Origin of the sequence: Streptomyces sp. NPDC087901 (assembly GCF_044742205.1) — a bacterium.
Taxonomy (GTDB): Bacteria; Actinomycetota; Actinomycetes; order Streptomycetales; family Streptomycetaceae; genus Streptomyces.
Window position 1 is genome coordinate 487,517 of sequence record NZ_JBIUUC010000003.1, and the last position, 20,357, is coordinate 507,873.

The 20,357-nt window shown below is 66.6% G+C and carries 33 protein-coding genes; 2 read left to right on the forward strand and 31 right to left on the reverse strand.

Translation table 11 applies throughout. From position 1 onward, the window contains the following. The first annotated feature begins 117 nt into the window (after positions 1 to 117). Together ACIOEW_RS11760 and ACIOEW_RS11765 are read left to right on the forward strand one after the other, a co-directional pair. Positions 118 to 972, forward strand: coding sequence for a hypothetical protein (locus ACIOEW_RS11760; RefSeq protein ID WP_362555215.1), 855 nt, complete (start codon positions 118 to 120; stop codon positions 970 to 972). A gap of 52 nt (positions 973 to 1,024) precedes the next feature. Beyond that, a complete protein-coding gene (locus tag ACIOEW_RS11765) occupies positions 1,025 to 2,896 on the forward strand; it encodes a hypothetical protein (RefSeq protein WP_401963445.1) in 1,872 nt (623 codons plus the stop codon). A gap of 18 nt (positions 2,897 to 2,914) precedes the next feature. Here ACIOEW_RS11765 and truA read toward each other — a convergent pair whose 3' ends face one another. The 31 genes from truA to rpsJ all read right to left on the reverse strand — a co-directional run bounded on the left by truA (position 2,915) and on the right by rpsJ (position 20,211). Further along, entirely contained in the window at positions 2,915 to 3,769 is an 855-nt protein-coding gene (gene truA / locus ACIOEW_RS11770; protein ID WP_401963447.1) for a tRNA pseudouridine(38-40) synthase TruA, read from the reverse strand. 90 nt (positions 3,770 to 3,859) lie between these two features. Continuing rightward, the gene (gene rplQ / locus ACIOEW_RS11775; protein WP_136328425.1) at positions 3,860 to 4,363 is read right to left on the reverse strand and encodes a 50S ribosomal protein L17; all 504 of its coding nucleotides are present in this window, start codon (positions 4,361 to 4,363) and stop codon (positions 3,860 to 3,862) included. Positions 4,364 to 4,541: 178 nt separating this feature from the next. Further along, positions 4,542 to 5,564, reverse strand: a complete 1,023-nt coding sequence (locus ACIOEW_RS11780) for a DNA-directed RNA polymerase subunit alpha (RefSeq protein ID WP_003966937.1) — start codon at positions 5,562 to 5,564, stop codon at positions 4,542 to 4,544. Positions 5,565 to 5,701: 137 nt separating this feature from the next. Then, positions 5,702 to 6,106 carry a 30S ribosomal protein S11 gene (rpsK, locus tag ACIOEW_RS11785; protein ID WP_003956432.1) on the reverse strand — a complete coding sequence of 135 codons (405 nt, stop codon included), beginning with the start codon at positions 6,104 to 6,106 and terminating at the stop codon, positions 5,702 to 5,704. A gap of 105 nt (positions 6,107 to 6,211) precedes the next feature. After that, entirely contained in the window at positions 6,212 to 6,592 is a 381-nt protein-coding gene (gene rpsM, locus ACIOEW_RS11790) for a 30S ribosomal protein S13 (RefSeq protein WP_014047799.1), read from the reverse strand. Between the two features lie 194 nt (positions 6,593 to 6,786). Further along, on the reverse strand, positions 6,787 to 6,900 hold the full coding sequence (gene rpmJ, locus ACIOEW_RS11795) for a 50S ribosomal protein L36 (protein ID WP_009740505.1): 114 nt from the start codon (positions 6,898 to 6,900) through the stop codon (positions 6,787 to 6,789). Positions 6,901 to 6,960: 60 nt separating this feature from the next. Further along, complete coding sequence (gene infA / locus ACIOEW_RS11800) at positions 6,961 to 7,182, reverse strand: translation initiation factor IF-1 (RefSeq protein WP_014047798.1); 222 nt, start codon at positions 7,180 to 7,182, stop codon at positions 6,961 to 6,963. Between the two features lie 164 nt (positions 7,183 to 7,346). Next, on the reverse strand, positions 7,347 to 8,183 hold the full coding sequence (gene map, locus ACIOEW_RS11805) for a type I methionyl aminopeptidase (protein WP_401963448.1): 837 nt from the start codon (positions 8,181 to 8,183) through the stop codon (positions 7,347 to 7,349). Positions 8,184 to 8,307: 124 nt separating this feature from the next. Further along, a complete protein-coding gene (locus ACIOEW_RS11810) occupies positions 8,308 to 8,964 on the reverse strand; it encodes an adenylate kinase (RefSeq protein WP_351003252.1) in 657 nt (218 codons plus the stop codon). Further along, on the reverse strand, positions 8,964 to 10,283 hold the full coding sequence (gene secY, locus ACIOEW_RS11815) for a preprotein translocase subunit SecY (RefSeq protein ID WP_362549854.1): 1,320 nt from the start codon (positions 10,281 to 10,283) through the stop codon (positions 8,964 to 8,966). Before secY ends, ACIOEW_RS11810 begins: the two co-directional genes overlap by 1 nt. A gap of 225 nt (positions 10,284 to 10,508) precedes the next feature. Further along, positions 10,509 to 10,964 (reverse strand): 50S ribosomal protein L15, encoded by a 456-nt coding sequence (gene rplO, locus ACIOEW_RS11820; protein ID WP_018550610.1) that lies wholly within the window; start codon positions 10,962 to 10,964, stop codon positions 10,509 to 10,511. 1 nt (position 10,965) lies between these two features. Beyond that, on the reverse strand, positions 10,966 to 11,148 hold the full coding sequence (gene rpmD, locus ACIOEW_RS11825) for a 50S ribosomal protein L30 (protein WP_024491595.1): 183 nt from the start codon (positions 11,146 to 11,148) through the stop codon (positions 10,966 to 10,968). Continuing rightward, on the reverse strand, positions 11,148 to 11,750 hold the full coding sequence (gene rpsE / locus ACIOEW_RS11830) for a 30S ribosomal protein S5 (protein WP_219569006.1): 603 nt from the start codon (positions 11,748 to 11,750) through the stop codon (positions 11,148 to 11,150). Before rpsE ends, rpmD begins: the two co-directional genes overlap by 1 nt. 47 nt (positions 11,751 to 11,797) lie before the next feature. After that, positions 11,798 to 12,181 carry a 50S ribosomal protein L18 gene (gene rplR, locus ACIOEW_RS11835; RefSeq protein ID WP_362549858.1) on the reverse strand — a complete coding sequence of 128 codons (384 nt, stop codon included), beginning with the start codon at positions 12,179 to 12,181 and terminating at the stop codon, positions 11,798 to 11,800. Between the two features lie 3 nt (positions 12,182 to 12,184). Further along, on the reverse strand, positions 12,185 to 12,724 hold the full coding sequence (rplF, locus tag ACIOEW_RS11840) for a 50S ribosomal protein L6 (RefSeq protein WP_362549861.1): 540 nt from the start codon (positions 12,722 to 12,724) through the stop codon (positions 12,185 to 12,187). 21 nt (positions 12,725 to 12,745) lie between these two features. After that, the gene (gene rpsH, locus ACIOEW_RS11845) at positions 12,746 to 13,144 is read right to left on the reverse strand and encodes a 30S ribosomal protein S8 (RefSeq protein ID WP_024491591.1); all 399 of its coding nucleotides are present in this window, start codon (positions 13,142 to 13,144) and stop codon (positions 12,746 to 12,748) included. A 224-nt stretch (positions 13,145 to 13,368) separates the two neighbouring features. After that, the gene (locus tag ACIOEW_RS11850; protein WP_024491590.1) at positions 13,369 to 13,554 is read right to left on the reverse strand and encodes a type Z 30S ribosomal protein S14; all 186 of its coding nucleotides are present in this window, start codon (positions 13,552 to 13,554) and stop codon (positions 13,369 to 13,371) included. A 2-nt stretch (positions 13,555 to 13,556) separates the two neighbouring features. Then, entirely contained in the window at positions 13,557 to 14,114 is a 558-nt protein-coding gene (gene rplE / locus ACIOEW_RS11855) for a 50S ribosomal protein L5 (protein ID WP_018550615.1), read from the reverse strand. Next, positions 14,114 to 14,437 carry a 50S ribosomal protein L24 gene (gene rplX, locus ACIOEW_RS11860; RefSeq protein ID WP_018550616.1) on the reverse strand — a complete coding sequence of 108 codons (324 nt, stop codon included), beginning with the start codon at positions 14,435 to 14,437 and terminating at the stop codon, positions 14,114 to 14,116. The genes rplE and rplX overlap by 1 nt, the downstream gene beginning before the upstream one ends. 2 nt (positions 14,438 to 14,439) lie before the next feature. Next, complete coding sequence (gene rplN / locus ACIOEW_RS11865) at positions 14,440 to 14,808, reverse strand: 50S ribosomal protein L14 (protein ID WP_003966950.1); 369 nt, start codon at positions 14,806 to 14,808, stop codon at positions 14,440 to 14,442. A gap of 110 nt (positions 14,809 to 14,918) precedes the next feature. Next, positions 14,919 to 15,203: a 30S ribosomal protein S17 gene (gene rpsQ, locus ACIOEW_RS11870; RefSeq protein ID WP_024494977.1), complete on the reverse strand. Its 285-nt coding sequence runs from the start codon at positions 15,201 to 15,203 to the stop codon at positions 14,919 to 14,921. After that, complete coding sequence (gene rpmC / locus ACIOEW_RS11875; RefSeq protein ID WP_024494976.1) at positions 15,203 to 15,427, reverse strand: 50S ribosomal protein L29; 225 nt, start codon at positions 15,425 to 15,427, stop codon at positions 15,203 to 15,205. The genes rpsQ and rpmC overlap by 1 nt, the downstream gene beginning before the upstream one ends. After that, a complete protein-coding gene (rplP, locus tag ACIOEW_RS11880) occupies positions 15,427 to 15,846 on the reverse strand; it encodes a 50S ribosomal protein L16 (protein WP_003966953.1) in 420 nt (139 codons plus the stop codon). Before rplP ends, rpmC begins: the two co-directional genes overlap by 1 nt. A 5-nt stretch (positions 15,847 to 15,851) precedes the next feature. Next, positions 15,852 to 16,691, reverse strand: coding sequence for a 30S ribosomal protein S3 (gene rpsC / locus ACIOEW_RS11885; protein ID WP_351003256.1), 840 nt, complete (start codon positions 16,689 to 16,691; stop codon positions 15,852 to 15,854). Next, positions 16,691 to 17,038, reverse strand: coding sequence for a 50S ribosomal protein L22 (rplV, locus tag ACIOEW_RS11890; RefSeq protein ID WP_026290933.1), 348 nt, complete (start codon positions 17,036 to 17,038; stop codon positions 16,691 to 16,693). The genes rpsC and rplV overlap by 1 nt, the downstream gene beginning before the upstream one ends. A gap of 42 nt (positions 17,039 to 17,080) precedes the next feature. Beyond that, entirely contained in the window at positions 17,081 to 17,362 is a 282-nt protein-coding gene (gene rpsS, locus ACIOEW_RS11895) for a 30S ribosomal protein S19 (RefSeq protein ID WP_015610726.1), read from the reverse strand. Between the two features lie 12 nt (positions 17,363 to 17,374). Further along, complete coding sequence (rplB, locus tag ACIOEW_RS11900) at positions 17,375 to 18,211, reverse strand: 50S ribosomal protein L2 (RefSeq protein WP_362549869.1); 837 nt, start codon at positions 18,209 to 18,211, stop codon at positions 17,375 to 17,377. Between the two features lie 39 nt (positions 18,212 to 18,250). Further along, the gene (rplW, locus tag ACIOEW_RS11905) at positions 18,251 to 18,589 is read right to left on the reverse strand and encodes a 50S ribosomal protein L23 (protein WP_362549872.1); all 339 of its coding nucleotides are present in this window, start codon (positions 18,587 to 18,589) and stop codon (positions 18,251 to 18,253) included. Beyond that, positions 18,589 to 19,239 (reverse strand): 50S ribosomal protein L4, encoded by a 651-nt coding sequence (gene rplD / locus ACIOEW_RS11910; RefSeq protein WP_362549875.1) that lies wholly within the window; start codon positions 19,237 to 19,239, stop codon positions 18,589 to 18,591. Before rplD ends, rplW begins: the two co-directional genes overlap by 1 nt. A 4-nt stretch (positions 19,240 to 19,243) precedes the next feature. After that, positions 19,244 to 19,888: a 50S ribosomal protein L3 gene (gene rplC, locus ACIOEW_RS11915; protein WP_136328436.1), complete on the reverse strand. Its 645-nt coding sequence runs from the start codon at positions 19,886 to 19,888 to the stop codon at positions 19,244 to 19,246. Between the two features lie 14 nt (positions 19,889 to 19,902). Next, a complete protein-coding gene (gene rpsJ, locus ACIOEW_RS11920) occupies positions 19,903 to 20,211 on the reverse strand; it encodes a 30S ribosomal protein S10 (RefSeq protein ID WP_003948644.1) in 309 nt (102 codons plus the stop codon). Positions 20,212 to 20,357 lie beyond the last annotated feature (146 nt).

Sequence of the window (20,357 nt, forward strand, 5' to 3'; positions counted from 1 at the left end):
CGCCCGTCCGGTAGGTAGTACTCGAGATGGCCTGCTTCAAGATGTCCCATGTACAGCATTGTCACGGGCAGCGAAGCCCTGGCCCAACCGGATTACCTTCGGTCTAGGATTCGCGGCATGAGCTTTGGGCAAGGGGGGCCCTCCTGGGGGCCCGGGGGCACTGGGACTCCGGACTGGGCGGCGCTGGCCGAGACATCCGCGGCACGCGCCAGGCGCAAGAAGTGGCTGATGATCGGCGGGGGTGCGCTGGCCACCGCGGCGGTCGCCGCGATCGTGGCGACCGCGGTCATCTCGGCCAACAAGGACGACTCCGGCGGCACGTCCGGGAAGAACGCGAGCGAGCTGCCGTCGGCGACGGCTCTGCCGAGCGACACGGCAGAGCCCGAGCCGTCGTTCTCGTCGGTGGCCCCGCCGCCCCCGCCGGATCCGAAGGACTACATATCCGACGTGAAGAAGGACCGGGCGCCCGTCACGGTCGACGCCTTCTTCCCCGGCAAGAAGCTGACGATGGGCGACCGCGTCTACTCCAAGGGCGCGACGCACCGCACCACGAAGTGCGCCACGGCCACCAAGGACGCGCTGGGCTCGATCCTCACGAACAACGGCTGCGACCAGGTCATCCGGGCCACGTACAGCCGCAGCGGTGTCGCCGTGACCCTCGGCCTCGCGGTCTTCGAGACGGAAGCCCAGGCCAAGAAGGCGGCCCAGCAGGCCAGCGGCAGCATCGCACCGCTCAGCGGCTCAGGTGTGCAGCCGTTCTGCCGCGCCGGTTCCTTCTGCCGCCGCACGGCCAACTCCTACGGCCGGTATGCCTACTTCGCGATAAGCGGCTTCACCAGCGGGAAGAACGTCACCAAGGCCGACAAGGAGGTGTTCGCCGTCGGCGACGACCTGACGAACTTCACGTTCCGCCAGATCCGCCACCGCGGCGAGGTCCAGGCCTCGGCGGCAGCCACCGCCCCCACCACCTGACCTGCCCGTCCTTCGGTTCAGCCAACTCTCCCGGATGCGGAGGACCGCTGCTGTGCGTCTCGTCTTCCTGGTCTCCTTCCTGCGCATCCTGCGCCACCGTGATGCCGTCGGCGTCGACCTTGCCCCCGACGAGGCCGTGGTCCTGGACCCGCCGGACGCCCCGCTGCGGGCCGCACTCACCGCGGCGACGGCCGGCGACCACGCCCCGGCGCGGGAGCTCCTCGCCTCGACGCGGCTGCACGCGCAGTGGGAGCGCAGGGACGCGTACGTGGGCCGGCTGGCCAGGACCGCGCTGCACCACGACGGCTGGCTGGACGCCTGGCTGTCGGAGTCCCCCGACGACCCCGACGCCCTTCTGGTCGTCGCGGACTTCCACCTCCACCAGGCGTGGAAGATACGGACGGACGCCCGCGCGAAGGATGTCGAACGGGACCAGTTCCAGGCCTTCTTCGCGCTCCTGGAGGACGCCGTGCCGGTGATCGGCGCCGCGGCCGAGCTCAACCCCGCCGACCCGGTCCCCTGGCGCATCGCACTCACCCACGCCCGCGGCACGCAGGCCCCGCGCGAGGTCTTCGACGCGTATCTCGCCGAGGCCGAGGCCCGCGACCCGCACCACTTCGGCTGCCACGCGCAGGCGCTGCAGTACCTGTGCGCCAAGTGGTACGGCTCGCACGAGGAGATGTTCCGGTACGCGGAGCGGGTGGCCGAGTCCGCCCCGCCCGGTTCGAAGCTGCACGCGCTGCCGCTCCAGGCGGCGCTGGAGTACCGGCTGTCCGAGGCGGACGAACCCGAGGGCCCCGACCCGTACGGGCCCAAGGTCGCGGCAGCCATAACCCGCGCCCTGGCCCTCTCCGACACCTACGACGGAGCGGGCGACCGCGAGGCGGCCGGCTTCCGCAACGACCTGGCCCTGATGCTGATCATGGCCGACCGGCCGGCCGAGGCCCTCGACGTCTTCCGGGCCATCGGCGTCCACGCCACCGAGTACCCGTGGAACCGGCTCGGCGACCCCCGTACCGAGTTCCTCGAAGCCCGGTCCGACGTCCGGCTCGACCTCGCCGCACGGATCCCGCTCTTCGGACGCCCGCCCGAGCCGCCCGCCGTCGCCCCCGACTGGGCGGCCCTCACCCCACGCGCGGTCGCCATCGTGCCCGCACCCCCGGCCGCCGTGGCCCAGGCGGCTCTGGTCTGCGGCTTCTCCTTGCGTACGGCCCCGGCGGGCGAGGGATACAGCTATGTCGAGGTGGTCCCCGAAGCCTCCCGCGGCCGGCGCGCGGCACTGCTCCCGGAGGAACCGCTGACCGCGGCGGCGGAGACCTTCACGACCGGCGAGAGCTGGCCCGCACTGATCCTGCACCGCACCCCCGAGCGCTGCGCGGTCACCGCCCTCCACCAGGGCCGCCGGATCGTCACGCACACCTGGGACACCGAGTCCCCCGCCCCCGACCACGCCGATGTGCAGGGAGCCGCCGGCGACCTGGCCCATCTGTACCGGGTGGCGGACCCGCGCCCCCTGGCGCACATCCTGCGTGCCACCGGCGACCCGGTCCGCCACCAGGCCGATCTGGTGTCCGCCCTCGGCCTGCCGCCCGTACCGCCGGGCTTCGGCGGCGACACCGAGGTCCTCGGTGACATCCCCGGCGCCCGGGTACAGGCCCGCCGCTCCATCCTGGCGGGGATGCGCGACACGATGACGACGAGCGCCGGCAGCCATCCGCCCGCGCCCGGCCACGACACCCCACGGACGGGCCGCTGGTGGCTGACCCGTGCCGCCGCGCTGGTGTTCATCGGCGCGGCGGCGGTCCTCGCCTGGTGGAATCCGCGGATCGGCTGGTTCCGTTCCTCGCTGCTGAGCGGCGCGGCACTGTACCTGGCGGGCACCCTCACGGCGGAGCTGCGCCGGCGGAGGCGCACGGCCCCCTGACGGCCGCCTGACCGGACGTCAGCAGCAGCCGGCCCCCGGAAGCGTCCGCACGTTGCGCGCCTCCACCGCCCTGGCCGCGAGCAACTCGTCGACCGGGTACGCGACTTCCTCCAGCGTCAGCCCGTGCGGCCGCACCACGTGCACCCCGGGATCGCGCACCCGGGCCGCCAGCACCTCGGCCGGCCAGGGATACGGGCGGCGACCGTCGCCCACGAACAGCATCGCCCCCACCAGCGCACGCACCATGTTGTGGCAGAAGGCGTCGGCCTGCACGGTCCCCGTGATGATCCCGGACGCCTCGTCGCGTACCCAACTCAGCTTCTGCAGCGTCCGGATGGTCGTCGCACCCTCGCGCTTCTTGCAGTACGCGGCGAAGTCGTGCTCCCCCGTCATGCGCGCCGCCGCCGCGTTCATCGCGTCGAGGTCCAACTCCCGGTCGTGCCACAGCACATGACCGCGCACCAGCGGATCGACCCCGCCGGGGACGTCCGACACCCGGTACGCGTACCGCCGCCACAGGGCCGAGAAGCGGGCGTTGAACCCGGCCGGCGCCTCCTCGATCCGCCGGATCCGCACGTCGGGCGCCATCCGCCCGGCCATCCGCCGCAGCAGCATCGAAGCGTGCTCGGCCCACACCTCGGCCGGCAGGTCCACGTGCGCGACCTGCCCCCGGGCGTGCACGCCGGCATCGGTGCGCCCGGCCACGGTCAGGTCGTAGGTGCGCGGGGAGCGGGTCACGGTCCGCAGCGCATCCTCGATCTCGCCCTGGACGGTCCGCCGGCCGGTCTGCTTCGCCCAGCCCGAGAAGTCCTTGCCGTCGTACGCCAGGTCCAGCCGCACCCGGACGAAGCCGGGCTCCACCACGTCACTCACACCAGCGATCCTCTCAAGATCCGTACACAGCGAAACGGGCCCGCACCGCCCCGAAGGGTGATGCGGGCCCGTCCAGAGGTCTCAGAACGCTCAGGCGTCCTTGGACTCCTCGTCGGCCTCGGCCGGCTTGGCGTCCTCGACGGACTCGACCGGGGTCTCGTCCTTCTTGAGGGCGTCTTCCTTGACCGCACGCTTCGTGGCGGCCTCGGCCTCACCGGTGGCAGCCTGCGCCACGGTCAGGGCCTCGACCAGCTCGATGACGGCCATCGGGGCGTTGTCGCCACGACGGTTGCCGATCTTGGTGATACGGGTGTAACCACCGGGGCGGTTCTCGTACCGCGGGGCGATCTCGGTGAAGAGCGTGTGCACGATGCCCTTGTCCGTGATCGACTGCAGCACCAGGCGACGATTGTGGATGTCGCCCTTCTTCGCCTTGGTGATGAAACGCTCGGCGACCGGACGCAGGCGGCGGGCCTTGGCCTCGGTCGTGGTGATGCGGCCGTGCTCGAACAGCGACTTCGCGAGGTTGTTGAGAAGAAGCTTCTCGTGCGCAGCGCTGCCGCCCAGACGGGCACCCTTGGCGGGCTGAGGCATGGTTTTCTCCTTGTGTGCTGCACCGGCCGTATCAGGTACCGGTGTCAGTTCCCGTGAGGCGGTCGCCACACGGAAGTATTCAGGTGCCGGCCGTGATCAAGCCCGTCCGGCGATGAGGACAAAGCCCTCGCCCGGTCCGGGGCGCCCGTCAAGGACAGGCACCCCGGCCGGAGGCGACTCAGTACTGCTCGGTCTCCACGAAACCGGCGTCCGCGTCGTCGTCCGCACCGAACGCGTCGGCCGCGGCGGTCGGGTCGAAGCCGGGAGGCGAGTCCTTCAGCGCCAGGCCCATACCGGCCAGCTTCGCCTTGACCTCGTCGATCGACTTCGCACCGAAGTTGCGGATGTCGAGCAGGTCCGCCTCGGAGCGGGCCACGAGCTCGCCCACCGAGTGGATGCCCTCGCGCTTGAGGCAGTTGTACGAGCGGACCGTGAGCTCGAGCTCCTCGATCGGCAGCGCCAGATCGGCAGCGAGCGCGGCGTCCGTCGGCGACGGGCCCATGTCGATGCCCTCGGCGTCGATGTTGAGCTCGCGCGCCAGACCGAACAGCTCGACCAGGGTCTTACCGGCCGACGCCATGGCGTCACGGGGACGCATGGCCTGCTTGGTCTCGACGTCGACGATCAGCTTGTCGAAGTCGGTGCGCTGCTCGACACGGGTCGCCTCGACCTTGTACGTGACCTTGAGCACCGGCGAGTAGATGGAGTCGACCGGAATCCGGCCGATCTCCTGGCCCACCTGCTTGTTCTGGACGGCGGAGACGTAGCCGCGACCGCGCTCGACGGTCAGCTCCATCTCCAGCTTGCCCTTGCCGTTCAGCGTGGCCAGGACGAGGTCCGGGTTGTGGACCTCGACACCGGCCGGCGGGGCGATGTCAGCAGCGGTGACCAGGCCGGGACCCTGCTTGCGCAGGTACATCACGACCGGCTCGTCGTGCTCCGAGGAGACGACCAGCTGCTTGATGTTGAGGATGAGGTCGGTCACGTCCTCCTTGACGCCCGGCACGGTGGTGAACTCGTGCAGGACACCGTCGATACGGATGCTGGTGACAGCGGCACCCGGGATCGAGGAGAGGAGCGTGCGACGCAGGGAGTTGCCGAGCGTGTAGCCGAAGCCCGGCTCCAGCGGCTCGATGACGAACCGCGAGCGGAACTCGTCAACGACCTCTTCGGTCAGCGACGGACGCTGAGCGATAAGCATGTGTGAATCCTTCAGTCGTGGGCGCCCACTATTTGACACCCGACAGATGAAACAAGGATACGGGCGGCACACCCCCGTAGGGGGCATACCGCCCGTACCCACGCTACTGACGCACGGCCGTCACCGACCGCAGCGGATCAGACGCGGCGACGCTTCGGCGGACGGCAGCCGTTGTGCGGCGTCGGGGTGACGTCCTGGATCGAACCGACCTCCAGGCCCGTGGCCTGGAGGGAGCGGATCGCGGTCTCGCGGCCGGAGCCCGGACCCTTGACGAAGACGTCAACCTTGCGCATGCCGTGCTCCTGCGCGCGGCGGGCGGCCGACTCGGCGGCCATCTGCGCGGCGAAGGGGGTGGACTTGCGCGAGCCCTTGAAGCCGACGTGGCCGGCGGAGGCCCAGGAGATCACGTTGCCCGAGGGGTCCGTGATCGAGACGATGGTGTTGTTGAACGTGCTCTTGATGTGCGCGTGGCCGTGAGCGACGTTCTTCTTTTCCTTGCGACGCACCTTCTTGGCTGCGCCCTGACGACCCTTGGGGGGCATGTCTTGACTCCAGATGGAGAGGGGAGGTGATCGGTCCTACAGCGAAGACCGCTGGATGCTGCGGATGTCCGGAGATCCGGACGCTCGCAGTGCGTCCGCTGAGGACTACTTCTTGCCCGGCTTCTTCTTACCGGCGATCGCGCGACGCGGACCCTTGCGGGTACGAGCGTTCGTGCTGGTGCGCTGGCCGTGGACCGGGAGACCGCGACGGTGGCGGATGCCCTGGTAGCAGCCGATCTCGATCTTGCGGCGAATGTCGCCCTGGATCTCGCGGCGAAGGTCACCCTCGGTGCGGAGGTTGGCGTCCACGTACTCGCGGATCTTGACCAGGTCCTCTTCGGCCAGGTCACGAACGCGGGTGTTCGGGTTCACGCCGGTGGTGGCGAGGATCTCCTTGGACCGGGTGCGCCCGATACCGAAGACGTAGGTGAGGGCAACCTCCACGCGCTTTTCGCGCGGGATGTCAACACCTGAAACGCGTGCCATTCAATGGCTCCAGTTGTCATTTCGGGGGTCTTCCGCAGTACCACTCCCGACCGCCGACCTCTCGCTGGGAGAGGTGGTACGCCCGGGTCTCCGGCCCCCGCCGGAGGTGTCGTCAGCCGTGGCTTGGACGGGCACTGCGTATGTACGTTTACGTGCGTCGCGCGAAGTACTGCGAGATGCGAGGGGGTCGTGCGTCAGCCCTGGCGCTGCTTGTGGCGCAGGTTTTCGCAGATGACCATGACCCGACCGTGACGGCGGATCACCTTGCACTTGTCGCAGATCTTCTTGACGCTCGGCTTGACCTTCATGGGATGTCAGGTTCTCCGGGTCAGTGCCAGCACCCCGCCGAAGCGAGATGTGGGCAAGATCTACTTGTAGCGGTAGACGATCCGGCCACGCGTCAGGTCGTACGGGGAGAGCTCCACCACGACCCGGTCGTCCGGAAGGATTCGGATGTAGTGCATCCGCATCTTGCCGGAGATGTGCGCGAGGACCTTGTGACCGTTCTGGAGCTCCACCCTGAACATGGCGTTCGGGAGAGACTCGATCACGGTGCCCTCAATTTCGATGGCACCTTGCTTCTTGGCCACGCTTCGCCTTTCGAATCGGCTACCTTGATCGACTTTCGTCACTCGTATGCGGACACACGGATGCACGAGAGCCGACGAGTCAGTCTACGTCAGCGGACTCCAAAAGACGAATCCGTCAAGTTTGCCCACCGCGGCTGATCCTTAGACCTCCGGGTGGCTTTCAATCACGCCAGCGGGTCGGGAGCCGTCTCCACGCCGTACTGCGCCAGCTTCTCGCGGCCGCAGTCCGGAGCGGTCAGGACCAGCGGGCCCTGCTCCGTGAGGGCGATGCTGTGCTCCCAGTGCGAGGACCAGGTGCCGTCGGTGGTGATGACGGTCCACTCGTCCTCCAGCACCTCGGTACGGGCCGTGCCGAGGGAGACCATCGGCTCGATGGCCAGGCAGAGGCCCGGGACCAGCTTGATGCCCTTGCCGCGCTTGCGGGCGACATAGTTCAGCACGTGCGGGTCCATGTGCATCTCGGTGCCGATGCCGTGCCCGCCGTAGTCCTCGATGATGCCGTACTTGCCCGTCGCCGGACGGGGCTGGCGGCGGATGTAGGACTCGATCGCCTTCGAGATGTCGGCCAGGCGGCCGTTCACCTTCATCGCCGCGATACCCGCCCACATCGACTCCTCGGTCACCCGGGAGAGCTCGACGAGCTCCGGAGCGTGACCGGTGCCGACGAAGGCCGTGTACGCGGCGTCGCCGTGCCAGCCGTCGATGATCGCGCCGGCGTCGATGGAGATGATGTCGCCGTCCTTGAGGACGGTCTTGTCGTCCGGGATGCCGTGGACGACGACCTCGTTGACCGAGGTGCAGATCGTCGCGGGGAATCCGCCGTACCCGAGGAAGTTCGACTTCGCGCCGTGGTCGGCGATCACCTTGCGGGCGACCTGGTCCAGGTCCTGCGTGGTGGCGCCGGGCACCGCCGCCTCACGGGTGGCCGCGTGAATGGCAGCGACCACCAGCCCCGCCTCACGCATCTTCGCGATCTGCTCGGGGGTCTTGATCTGCACCATTGCGCGGCGCCTTTCTGCATGGACGGTGACGGCTGCGGCGTATTCAACTGTACGGCGCAAACAGTCGGCCGCGGCGCCCATGGACGCCGCGGCCGACTGCACTGCAAGTACTACGGGTTTGCTCTCAGCCCTTGTCGGACTTCAGAGCCTCCATGGCCCGCTCGGTCACATCGGTGACCTTGCCGAGCGCGGAGATGGTGACCACCAGGTTCTGCGCCCTGTAGTAGTCGATGATCGGCTCGGTCTGCGTGTGGTAGACCTCGAGCCGGGTGCGGACCGTCTCTTCGCTGTCGTCGTCGCGCTGGTACAGCTCGCCGCCACAGGTGTCGCAGACACCCTCGGTCTTCGGCGGGTTGTACGTCACGTGGAACACGTGCGCGCTCTCGTTGCGGCAGACCCGGCGGCCCGCGATCCGCTTCACGACCTCGTCCTCGGGAACCTCGAGGTCGAGTACCGCGTCCAGCTTTACGCCCTCGTCCTTGAGCATCACATCGAGAGCCTCGGCCTGACCCACGTTGCGCGGGAAGCCGTCGAGCAGGAAGCCGTTGACCGCGTCCGGCTGGGACATGCGGTCCTTGGCCATCCCGATCGTGACCTCGTCCGGCACCAACTGACCCTCGTCCATGTAGGCGCGGGCCTGCTTGCCAAGGTCGGTGCCCTGGCTGATGTTGGCGCGGAAGAGGTCGCCCGTGGAGATGTGCGGAATCGACAGGTTCTTGGCAAGGTACGCAGCCTGCGTTCCCTTGCCGGCACCCGGCGGGCCGACGAGGACGATTCGCATCAGCGGAGGAACCCTTCGTAATTGCGCTGCTGGAGCTGACTCTCGATCTGCTTCACGGTCTCCAGACCCACACCCACGATGATCAGGATGCTCGTCCCGCCGAACGGGAAGTTCTGGTTCGCGCCACCGAAGCCTGCCAACGCCATCGTCGGCACAAGAGCGATCAGACCCAGGTACAGCGATCCCGGCCAAGTGATCCTGTTGAGCACGTAGCTCAGGTACTCGGCAGTAGGTCGACCGGCCCGGATACCCGGGACGAAGCCACCATACTTCTTCATGTTGTCGGCGACTTCCTCGGGGTTGAACGAAATCGCCACGTAGAAGAAGGCGAAAAAGACGATCAACAGGAAGTACGTCGTCAAGTAGTACGGGTGCGTGCCCTTGACGAAGTGGTCCTGGATCCAGGTCGCCCAGCCCGCGGTGGAGTTGGAGAACTGGACGATCAGGGCCGGGATGTAGAGCAGCGAAGAAGCGAAGATGACGGGGATCACACCCGCCTGGTTCACCTTCAGCGGGATGTAGGTGGACGTACCACCGTACGACCGGCGTCCGATCATGCGCTTCGCGTACTGCACCGGGATACGGCGCTGGGCCTGCTCGACGAAGACGACGAGGGCCACCATCACGAAGCCGATCAGGATGACGGTGCCGAACTCGATCCAGCCGTCCGCGAGCTTGCCGCTCGTCTTGATGGCCCACAGGGCGCCGGGGAAGCTGGCGGCGATCGAGATGAACATCAGGATCGACATGCCGTTGCCGATGCCGCGGTCGGTGATGAGCTCACCGAGCCACATGACGGCGGCGGTGCCGGCGGTCATCGTGATGACCATGACGACCGTGGTGAACATCGACTGGTTCGGGACGATCTGGTCGGCGACAGGGCAGCCACTGAAGAGCGCACCGCTGCGTGCGGTGGCCACCAGGCCTGTGCCCTGCAGGATGGCGAGCGCGACCGTCAGATAACGCGTGTACTGCGTGATCTTGGCCTGCCCGGACGACCCTTCCTTCTTGAGCGCCTCGAGTCGGGGAATCACCACGGTCAGCAGCTGAAGAATGATGCTGGCCGTGATGTACGGCATGATGCCGAGCGCGAAGATCGTGATCTGCAGCAGTGCACCACCGCTGAACATGTTCACCAGGCCGAAGAGGCTGTTGTTGCCCTTACTTGCCTGATCAACACAGGTCTGGACGTTCTCGTAGCTCACTCCCGGTACCGGGATGTGCGCCCCGAGCCGGTAGAGCACGATGATGCCGAGCGTGAAGAACAGCTTCTTGCGCAGGTCGGGCGTCTTGAACGCCCGGGCGAACGCGGTGAGCACGGTGCCTCCTGCGACCCCCGCGCAATGCGTAGAGGTGACGGTCTTGAGGATCGACGAATACGTGAAGTCAAAGGGTCCCCGGGACGCATTGCGCCCAGGGGTTACCACAGCAACGGACGCCACCTTACCGGCGTACATGCCCCCCTAGGAACGACCAACCGGGGATGCCCCATATGAGAGGCATCCCCGGTCGGATGTTCAGTGCAACGAACTGTCCGAATAGTCTCAGACGAGCTCGGTGACGGTCCCGCCTGCGGCGGCAATCTTCTCCTTGGCGGAGCCGGAGACGGCGTCAACCGAAACCTGCAGTGCCACGGAGATCTCGCCCTGTCCGAGGACCTTGACGAGGTGGTTGTTGCGCACAGCGCCCTTGGCGACCAGGTCGGCCACCGTGACCTCTCCACCCTCGGGGTAGAGCGTCGCGAGCTTGTCCAGGTTCACGACCTGGTACTCGGTGCGGAACGGGTTCTTGAAGCCCTTGAGCTTCGGGAGACGCATGTGGAGGGGCATCTGGCCACCCTCGAAGCGCTCCGGAACCTGGTAACGGGCCTTGGTGCCCTTGGTACCACGACCAGCGGTCTTACCCTTGGACGCCTCACCACGACCCACACGGGTCTTGGCGGTCTTGGCACCCGGGGCAGGCCGGAGGTCATGCGCCTTCAGCGGCTTGTTCTCCGCCATGTCAGTCGACCTCCTCAACCGTCACGAGGTGGCGGACGGTGTTAGCCATTCCGCGGAACTCGGGGCGGTCCTCCTTGACAACCACGTCGTGCAGGCGCTTGAGCCCGAGCGAACGAAGGGTGTCGCGGTGGTTCTGCTTGCTGCCGATGTACGACTTCGTCTGCGTGATCTTGAGGCGAGCCATTACACACCCGCCGCACGAGCACGAAGGAGAGCCGCGGGGGCGACGTCCTCGAGGGGCAGACCGCGGCGGGCCGCGATCTCCTCGGGACGCTGCAGGCCCTGGAGGGCCGCCACGGTCGCGTGCACGATGTTGATCGGGTTCGAAGACCCGAGCGACTTCGACAGGATGTCGTGAACGCCGGCGCACTCCAGAACGGCGCGCACCGGGCCACCCGCGATCACACCGGTACCGGGGGAAGCAGGCTTGAGCAGGACAACGCCCGCAGCCTTCTCGCCCTGGATCGGGTGAGGAATCGTGCCCTGGATACGCGGAACCTTGAAGAAGCTCTTCTTGGCCTCTTCAACGCCCTTGGCGATGGCCGCGGGAACTTCCTTGGCCTTGCCGTATCCGACACCGACGCTGCCGTCACCATCGCCCACCACGACGAGCGCGGTGAAGCTGAAGCGGCGACCACCCTTTACGACCTTGGCGACGCGGTTGATCGCGACGACACGCTCGACGTACGCGGTCTTCTCGGCGGCGCTGGGGCCACCGTCACGGCCCTTCCGGTCCCGCCGCTCGCCGCCACCGGCACCGCTTCCGCGGCGCTGGGGTCCAGCCATTGGAATTACCTCTCTCTGTTACGTCCGCTGTGCGTAGGAACCGGGGCTTAGAACTTCAGCCCGGCTTCACGGGCGGCGTCAGCCAGAGCGGCAATCCGCCCGGCGTACTGGTTACCACCGCGGTCAAACACGACGGCCTCGACGCCTGCGGCCTTGGCGCGCTCGGCGACCAGGGCCCCGACCTGCTTGGCGAGGGCACTCTTGTCACCCTCGACACCGCGGATGGAAGCGTCAAGGGTCGAAGCCGACGCGAGCGTGTGGCCCGCGACGTCGTCGATGACCTGAGCGACCATGTGACGGTTCGAACGCGTCACAACCAAGCGCGGACGCTCGGGCGAACCGGAAATGTGCTTCCGGACGCGGATGTGGCGGCGCTTGAGGGCGGCACGCTTGTAGGCGTCGCCCTTGGCAATCTTTACACCGTATGCCATGGCTTACTTACCCGCCTTTCCGACCTTGCGGCGGATAACCTCGCCGGCGTACTTGACGCCCTTGGCCTTGTACGGGTCAGGCTTCCGCAGCTTGCGGATCTTCGCCGAGACCTCGCCGACCTTCTGCTTGTCGATGCCCTCGACCGTGAACTTCGTGGGCGTCTCGACCTTGAAGGTGATGCCTTCGGGGGCCTCGATCAGGATCGGGTGGCTGTAGCCCAGGGCGAACTCCAGATTGGAGCCCTTCGCCTGGACGCGGTAACCGACACCACTGATCTCGAGCGCCTTGATGTATCCCTGGGTCACACCGGTGATCATGTTCGCCACCAGCGTGCGGGACAGGCCGTGAAGGGCCTTGTTCTGACGCTCGTCGTTCGGGCGGACGACGTTCAGAACGCCGTCCTCACCCTTGGTGACCTCGATCGGCGCGGCAACGGTGTGCGAGAGGGAACCCTTGGGGCCCTTCACCGCGACCGTACGGCCATCGATGGTGACGTCCACACCGGCGGGAACCTGGATGGGGAGCTTGCCGATTCGCGACATGAGCTTTTCCTCCGTTCCCGACTACCAGACGTAGGCGAGGACTTCCCCACCTACGCCCTTCTTGCTGGCCTGCTGGCCGGTCAGGAGACCGTGGGACGTGGAGATGATCGCCACGCCCAGGCCGCCGAGAACCTTCGGCAGATTGGTGGACTTTGCGTATACACGCAGACCCGGCTTCGAAATACGCTTGATGCCGGCAATCGAACGCTCGCGGTTCGGCCCGAACTTCAGGTCGAGAACGAGGCTCTTACCGACCTCGGCGTCCTCGACCTTCCAGCCGGTGATGAAGCCCTCCTGCTGGAGGATCTCCGCGATGTGCGACTTGATCTTGCTGTGCGGCATCTTGACGTCGTCGTGATACGCCGAGTTCGCGTTACGCAGACGCGTGAGCATGTCTGCGATGGGATCAGTCATGGTCATGAGTTGGCCTTCGGCCTCTCTCGCCGGGGTTTCCTGTATGCGCCATCCCTCTCCCCACTCAGTGGCGGGACGGGTGCGGTGCGGGGACCTACGGCGTAGTAAGTCGGTCTAGGGCGGCAGGCGCCCAACCACACAAGCCTACGGCATGTGAGGACGGGCTCCTGCCGACCAGATACTTACCGAGAGTCTCCGGGTAATCCCAACGCCCAAAGGGCGAAGGAGAATTACCAGGAGCTCTTGGTCACGCCCGGCAGCTCGCCACGGTGAGCCATCTCACGAAGGCACACGCGGCACAGGCCGAACTTGCGGTAGACGGAGTGGGGCCGGCCGCAGCGCTGGCAGCGGGTGTACCCGCGGACGCCGAACTTCGGCTTGCGGGCGGCCTTAGCGATCAGGGACTTCTTCGCCACGGTCAGTTCTCCTTGAACGGGAAGCCGAGGTGACGAAGGAGGGCACGACCCTCGTCGTCATTGGTCGCCGTGGTGACCACGGTGATGTCCATGCCCCGGACCCGGTCGATCTTGTCCTGGTCGATCTCGTGGAACATGACCTGCTCCGTGAGACCGAAGGTGTAGTTGCCACGGCCGTCGAACTGCTTCGGCGACAGACCACGGAAGTCACGGATACGCGGCAGCGCGAGCGACAGCGTACGGTCCAGGAACTCCCACATGCGGTCACCACGGAGGGTGACGTGGCAGCCGATCGGCTGCCCCTCGCGCAGCTTGAACTGCGCGATCGACTTGCGGGCCTTGGTGACGGCCGGCTTCTGACCGGTGATCGTGGTGAGGTCGCGCACGGCGCCATCGATCAGCTTGGAGTCGCGGGCGGCGTCGCCCACACCCATGTTGACCACGATCTTGACCAGACCGGGAATCTGCATGACGTTCTCGTAGGAGAACTCCTCACGCAGCTTGCCGGCGATTTCCTCGCGGTAGCGCGTCTTGAGACGCGGCGCAGTGGTGGTAGTCATCAGATGTCCTCACCGGTGCGCTTGGCAACGCGGATCTTGTTGCCCTCGTCGTCAAAGCGGTAGCCGACGCGAGTAACGACCTTGTTGCCGTCCTTCTCAACAACCAGCTGCACGTTGCTGACGTGGACGGGAGCCTCGGTCGTCACAATGCCACCGGTCTGCGAACCGCGAGCGGTCTGACCGGCCTTCGTGTGCTTCTTGACCCGGTTGACACCCTCGACGAGGACGCGGTCCTGAGCAGGGTAGGCAACGATGACCTTGCCCTGCTTGCCCTTGTCCTTACCGGTGATGACCTGAACCAGGTCGCCCTTCTTGATCTTCATGCTTACAGCACCTCCGGCGCGAGCGAGATGATCTTCATGAACTTCTTCTCGCGCAGCTCACGGCCCACCGGGCCGAAGATACGGGTGCCGCGGGGGTCGCCGTCGTTCTTGAGAATGACAGCGGCGTTCTCGTCGAAGCGGATGTACGAGCCATCCTGACGACGACGCTCCTTGACGGTGCGAACGATGACGGCCTTGACGACGTCACCCTTCTTCACGTTGCCACCGGGGATCGCGTCCTTGACGGTGGCGACGATGACGTCACCGATGCCCGCGTAGCGGCGACCCGAGCCACCGAGAACACGGATGGTGAGAATTTCCTTCGCACCCGTGTTGTCGGCGACGCGCAGTCGCGACTCCTGCTGGATCACGTCTATCTCCTGATCGTCTGCCGGTTCCCGGTGGGGAGCTCCGTAAGTGACTTACGAAGGCTCCCCACCGAGCCTGGCGGAACCTGCCTGAGGGGAATGCCCCTCAGGAATTACTTGGCCTTCTCGAGGATCTCGACGACGCGCCAACGCTTCGTGGCGGACAGCGGCCGGGTCTCCATGAGGATGACACGGTCGCCGACGCCGGCGGCGTTCTGCTCGTCGTGAGCCTTGAGCTTGTTCGTACGGCGGATGACCTTGCCGTACAGCGCGTGCTTGACGCGGTCCTCGACAGCGACGACGACGGTCTTGTCCATCTTGTCGCTGACGACCAGACCCTCACGGGTCTTACGGAAACCGCGGTCAGTGTTCGTCTCAGTCACAGTCTTCTCGCTCATCAGACGCTCTCCACCGTCTCGATGCCGAGCTCGCGCTCACGCATCAGGGTGTAGATCCGGGCGATGTCCTTACGGACGGACTTGAGCCGGCCGTGGTTCTCGAGCTGTCCGGTCGCCGCCTGGAAGCGGAGGTTGAACAGCTCTTCCTTGGCCTCGCGGAGCTTGTTGAGGAGCTCCTCGTTGCCCAGCTCGCGCAGCTCGGACGTCTTGGTACCGGCCGACATCACGACTCACCTGCCTCGCGCCGAACAATCCGGCACTTCATCGGAAGCTTGTGAGCAGCGCGGGTGAGCGCCTCACGAGCAATCTTCTCGTTCGGGTAGGACAGCTCGAACATCACCCGACCGGGCTTGACGTTCGCGATCCACCACTCGGGAGAACCCTTACCGGAACCCATGCGGGTCTCGGCAGGCTTCTTCGTCAGGGGACGGTCCGGGTAGATGTTGATCCAGACCTTGCCGCCACGCTTGATGTGACGGGTCATCGCGATACGAGCGGACTCGATCTGACGGTTCGTCACGTACGCCGGGGTCAGCGCCTGGATGCCGTACTCGCCGAACGCAACCTGCGTGCCACCCTTGGACATACCGCTGCGCTTCGGGTGGTGCTGCTTGCGGTGCTTGACCCTACGGGGGATCAGCATTTCGGTCAGGCCTCCGTTCCGGTGCTCTCAGCCGCCGGAGCAGCGGCGGTCGCCTCGGCCTTGGGGGCCTCGGCGGCCGGAGCCGACTGCTGCGGCTTGCGGCCGCGACCGCCACGCTCGCTGCCACCGCGGCCACCGCGGCCGGCCGGACGGTCAGCGCCGCCACGGGCCGGGCGGTTGCCCGCGCGGGCAGCAGCGTTCTCGGCGCGGACCTCGGCGATGTTCTTGACGTCGCCCTTGTAGATCCAGACCTTCACGCCGATGCGGCCGAAGGTCGTCTTGGCCTCGAAGAAGCCGTAGTCGACGTTCGCACGGAGGGTGTGCAGGGGCACGCGGCCCTCGCGGTAGAACTCCGAGCGGGACATCTCGGCGCCGCCGAGGCGACCGCCGCACTGGATCTTGATGCCCTTGGCGCCGGCCTTCATCGTGCTCTGCATGCTCTTACGCATGGCACGACGGAAGGAGACGCGGGAGGAGAGCTGCTCGGCGACGGCCTGGGCCACCAGCTGAGCGTCCACCTCGGGGTTCTTGACCTCGAGGATGTTCAGCTGGACCTGCTTGCCGGTCAGCTTCTCCAGCTCGCCACGGATGCGGTCGGCCTCGGCGCCACGGCGGCCGATGACGATGCCCGGGCGGGCGGTGTGGATGTCAACGCGGACGCGGTCGCGGGTGCGCTCGATCTCAACCTTCGAGATGCCGGCTCGCTCCATGCCCTTCGTCATCATGCGACGAATGGCAACGTCTTCCTTGACGTAGTCCTTGTACAGCTTGTCGGCGTACCAACGGGACTTGAAGTCCGTGGTAATGCCGAGCCGGAACCCGTGCGGGTTTACCTTCTGGCCCATTACCGGGTTCCTTCCTTGCTGCTGACGACCACGGTGATGTGGCTGGTCCGCTTACGGATCCGGTAGGCACGGCCCTGAGCACGCGGACGGAACCGCTTCAGGGTCGGGCCCTCGTCCACGTACGCCTCGCTGATGACCAGCGAAGAGGCGTCAGGGTGGTCGTAGTTGTGTGCAGCGTTGGCGATGGCGCTGTCAAGCACCTTGCCAACCGGCACGCTCGCGGCCTGCGGGGCGAAACGCAGGACCGCCTGAGCCTCCGTGGCATCCATGCCACGGATGAGGTCCACCACTCGGCGGGCCTTCATGGGCGTGACGCGGATGTACCGCGCCTGGGCCCTGGCTTCCATGGTTGTCCCTTCGGTGTGAGTCATAGTCGTTTCCACCCCGCGCTAGCGGCGCTTCGACTTCCGGTCGTCCTTGACGTGGCCGCGGAAGGTGCGAGTCGGCGAGAACTCGCCGAGCTTGTGGCCGACCATCGACTCGGTGACGAACACCGGGACGTGGATCTTGCCGTTGTGCACCGCGATGGTGTGACCCAGCATGGCCGGGATGATCATCGAGCGACGGGACCAGGTCTTGATGACGTTCTTGGTGCCAGCTTCGTTCTGGACGTCCACCTTCTTGACGAGGTGGCCGTCGACGAAGGGCCCCTTCTTGAGACTGCGCGGCATCTAAACCCGCTCCTAGCGCTTCTTGTTCGTCTTGCGGCGGCGGACGATGTACTTGCTCGATGCCTTCTTCGGCGAGCGAGTACGACCCTCCTTCTGACCCCACGGCGAGACCGGGTGACGTCCACCGGAGGTCTTGCCTTCACCACCACCGTGCGGGTGGTCGACCGGGTTCATCGCAACACCGCGGACGGACGGGCGAACGCCCTTCCAGCGCATGCGACCGGCCTTGCCCCAGTTGATGTTCGACTGCTCGGCGTTGCCGACCTCGCCAATCGTGGCGCGGCAGCGGGCGTCGACCAGGCGGATCTCACCCGACGGCATACGAAGGTGGGCCATGGTGCCCTCCTTCGCCAGCAGCTGCACGGAGGCACCCGCGGAACGGGCGAACTTCGCGCCGCCGCCGGGCCGCAGCTCGATGGCGTGGATGGTCGTACCGACCGGGATGTTGCGCAGCGCCAGGTTGTTACCGGGCTTGATGTCGGCGGCAGGGCCGTTCTCGACACGGTCGCCCTGACCCAGGCCGCGCGGCGCGATGATGTAGCGCTTCTCGCCGTCGGCGTAGTGCAGGAGCGCGATGCGCGCGGTGCGGTTCGGGTCGTACTCGATGTGCGCGACCTTCGCCGGCACGCCGTCCTTGTCGTGACGACGGAAGTCGATCACTCGGTAGGCGCGCTTGTGTCCGCCACCCTGGTGGCGAACGGTGATCCGACCGGTGTTGTTACGGCCGCCCTTGCTGTGCAGGGGACGGACCAGCGACTTCTCCGGCGTGGACCGCGTGATCTCGACAAAGTCGGCGACGCTGGAGCCACGACGGCCCGGGGTCGTCGGCTTGTACTTGCGGATACCCATTTCTCAGTCCTCGTCCGATTCCGGACGACTCGACCTCCGCTAGGAGGTCGGGCCGCCGAAGATGTCGATTCGGTCGCCCTCAGCGAGGGTCACGATGGCGCGCTTGGTGTCCGCGCGCTTACCGAAACCGGTCTTGGTGCGCTTGCGCTTACCCTGACGGTTGATCGTGTTGACCCCGGTGACCTTGACCGAGAAGACCGCTTCCACGGCCTGCTTGATCTGGGTCTTGTTGGAGCCGGGCGCGACGATGAACGTGTACTTGTTCTCGTCGAGCAGCGCGTAGCTCTTCTCCGAAACAACCGGCTTGACGAGAACGTCACGCGGGTCGGAGTAGGTCTTGCTCGTGATGGTCGTGCTGGTAACGGTCGCCTCACTCATCAGGCGTCGCTCCCTTCGGTCTCAGCGGTCTGGGGGCCAGACACGAAGGACTCGAAAGCGGCCTGGGTGAAGACCACGTCGTCAGAGACGATCACGTCGTACGTGTTCAGCTGGCCCGGGTCCAGGATGTGCACCTGGGGCAGGTTGCGCGCGGAGAGCCACGCGGCCTCGTCGCTGCGGTCGACGACCAGGAGCACGTTGTTGCGCTCCGAGATCTTGCCGAGCAGCGTCTTGACGGCCTTGGTGGAGATCCCACTCTCGATCACGCCGGTGACGACGTGGATGCGGGAGTGACGCGCCCGGTCCGAGAGGGCACCGCGCAGGGCGGCGGCCTTCATCTTCTTCGGGGTGCGCTGCGAGTAGTCGCGCGGCTTGGGGCCGTGCACGACGCCACCGCCGACAAACTGCGGCGCGCGGGTCGAACCCTGGCGGGCGCGGCCGGTGCCCTTCTGGCGGTACGGCTTGCGGCCACCACCACGGACTTCACCGCGGCGCTTGGTCGAGTGCGTGCCCTGACGGGCAGCTGCCAGCTGTGCGACAACGACCTGGTGGATCAGCGGAACGCTGGTCTTCGCGTCGAAGATCTCCGCGGGGAGCTCGACGGTACCGGCCTTGTCGCCTGCCGGCGAAAGGATGTCAATGGTGCTCATTACCTCAAGCCCCCTTGGCCGCGGTACGGACCAGGACGAGGCCGCCGTTCGGACCGGGGACTGCGCCCTTGATGAGCAGCAGACCCTTCTCCGCGTCAACCGCGTGGATGGTCAGGTTCTGGGTGGTGACGCGCTCGTTGCCCATCCGGCCGGCCATGCGCATGCCCTTGAAGACACGCCCAGGGGTGGCGCAGCCACCGATCGAACCGGGGGAACGGTGCTTGCGCTGGACGCCGTGACCGGCGCCGAGCCCCTTGAAGTTGTGACGCTTCATGACACCGGCGAAGCCCTTGCCCTTGCTCTTGCCCGTGACGTCAACCTTGACGCCGGACTCGAACACCTGGGCGGTGATCTCCTGGCCCAGCGTGTACTCGCTGGCGTCAGGGGTGCGGAGCTCCACCAGGTGGCGGCGGGGGGTCACGTCGGCCTTGGCGAAGTGGCCCTTGAGGGGCTTGTTCACCTTGCGCGGGTCGATCTCGCCGAAGGCGATCTGGACCGACTCGTAGCCGTCGCTGTCGTTCGTACGAACCTGCGTCACGACGCACGGCCCGGCCTTGACGACGGTCACCGGGACAACCCGGTTGTTCTCGTCCCAGACCTGGGTCATGCCGAGCTTCTCGCCCAGGACGCCCTTGATGTTCTTGCTCATCTCGGCCCGTCCCCTCAGAGCTTGATCTCGATGTCGACGCCAGCCGGAAGGTCGAGGCGCATCAGCGAGTCAACCGTCTTCGGCGTGGGGTCGAGAATGTCGATGAGGCGCTTGTGCGTGCGCATCTCGAAGTGCTCGCGAGAGTCCTTGTACTTGTGCGGCGACTTGATGACGCAGTACACGTTCTTCTCAGTGGGCAGCGGCACCGGGCCCGCGACCGACGCACCAGTGCGGGTCACCGTCTCGACGATCTTCTTCGCCGAGGAATCGATGACCTCGTGGTCGTAGGCCTTGAGCCGGATGCGGATCTTCTGTCCCGCCATGGCTACTAGTAGTCCTGTCTCTCGTAACGCTCTGGAACCCGAGGTTCTGGTAACTCCGCCTCCGACCCACGCGGTCGGGCGTGTCGCATCCCCTCTACGAAAAAATCCCGAAGGATTTCCCAACCAAGGGGGTGCGGGCCTGAGAC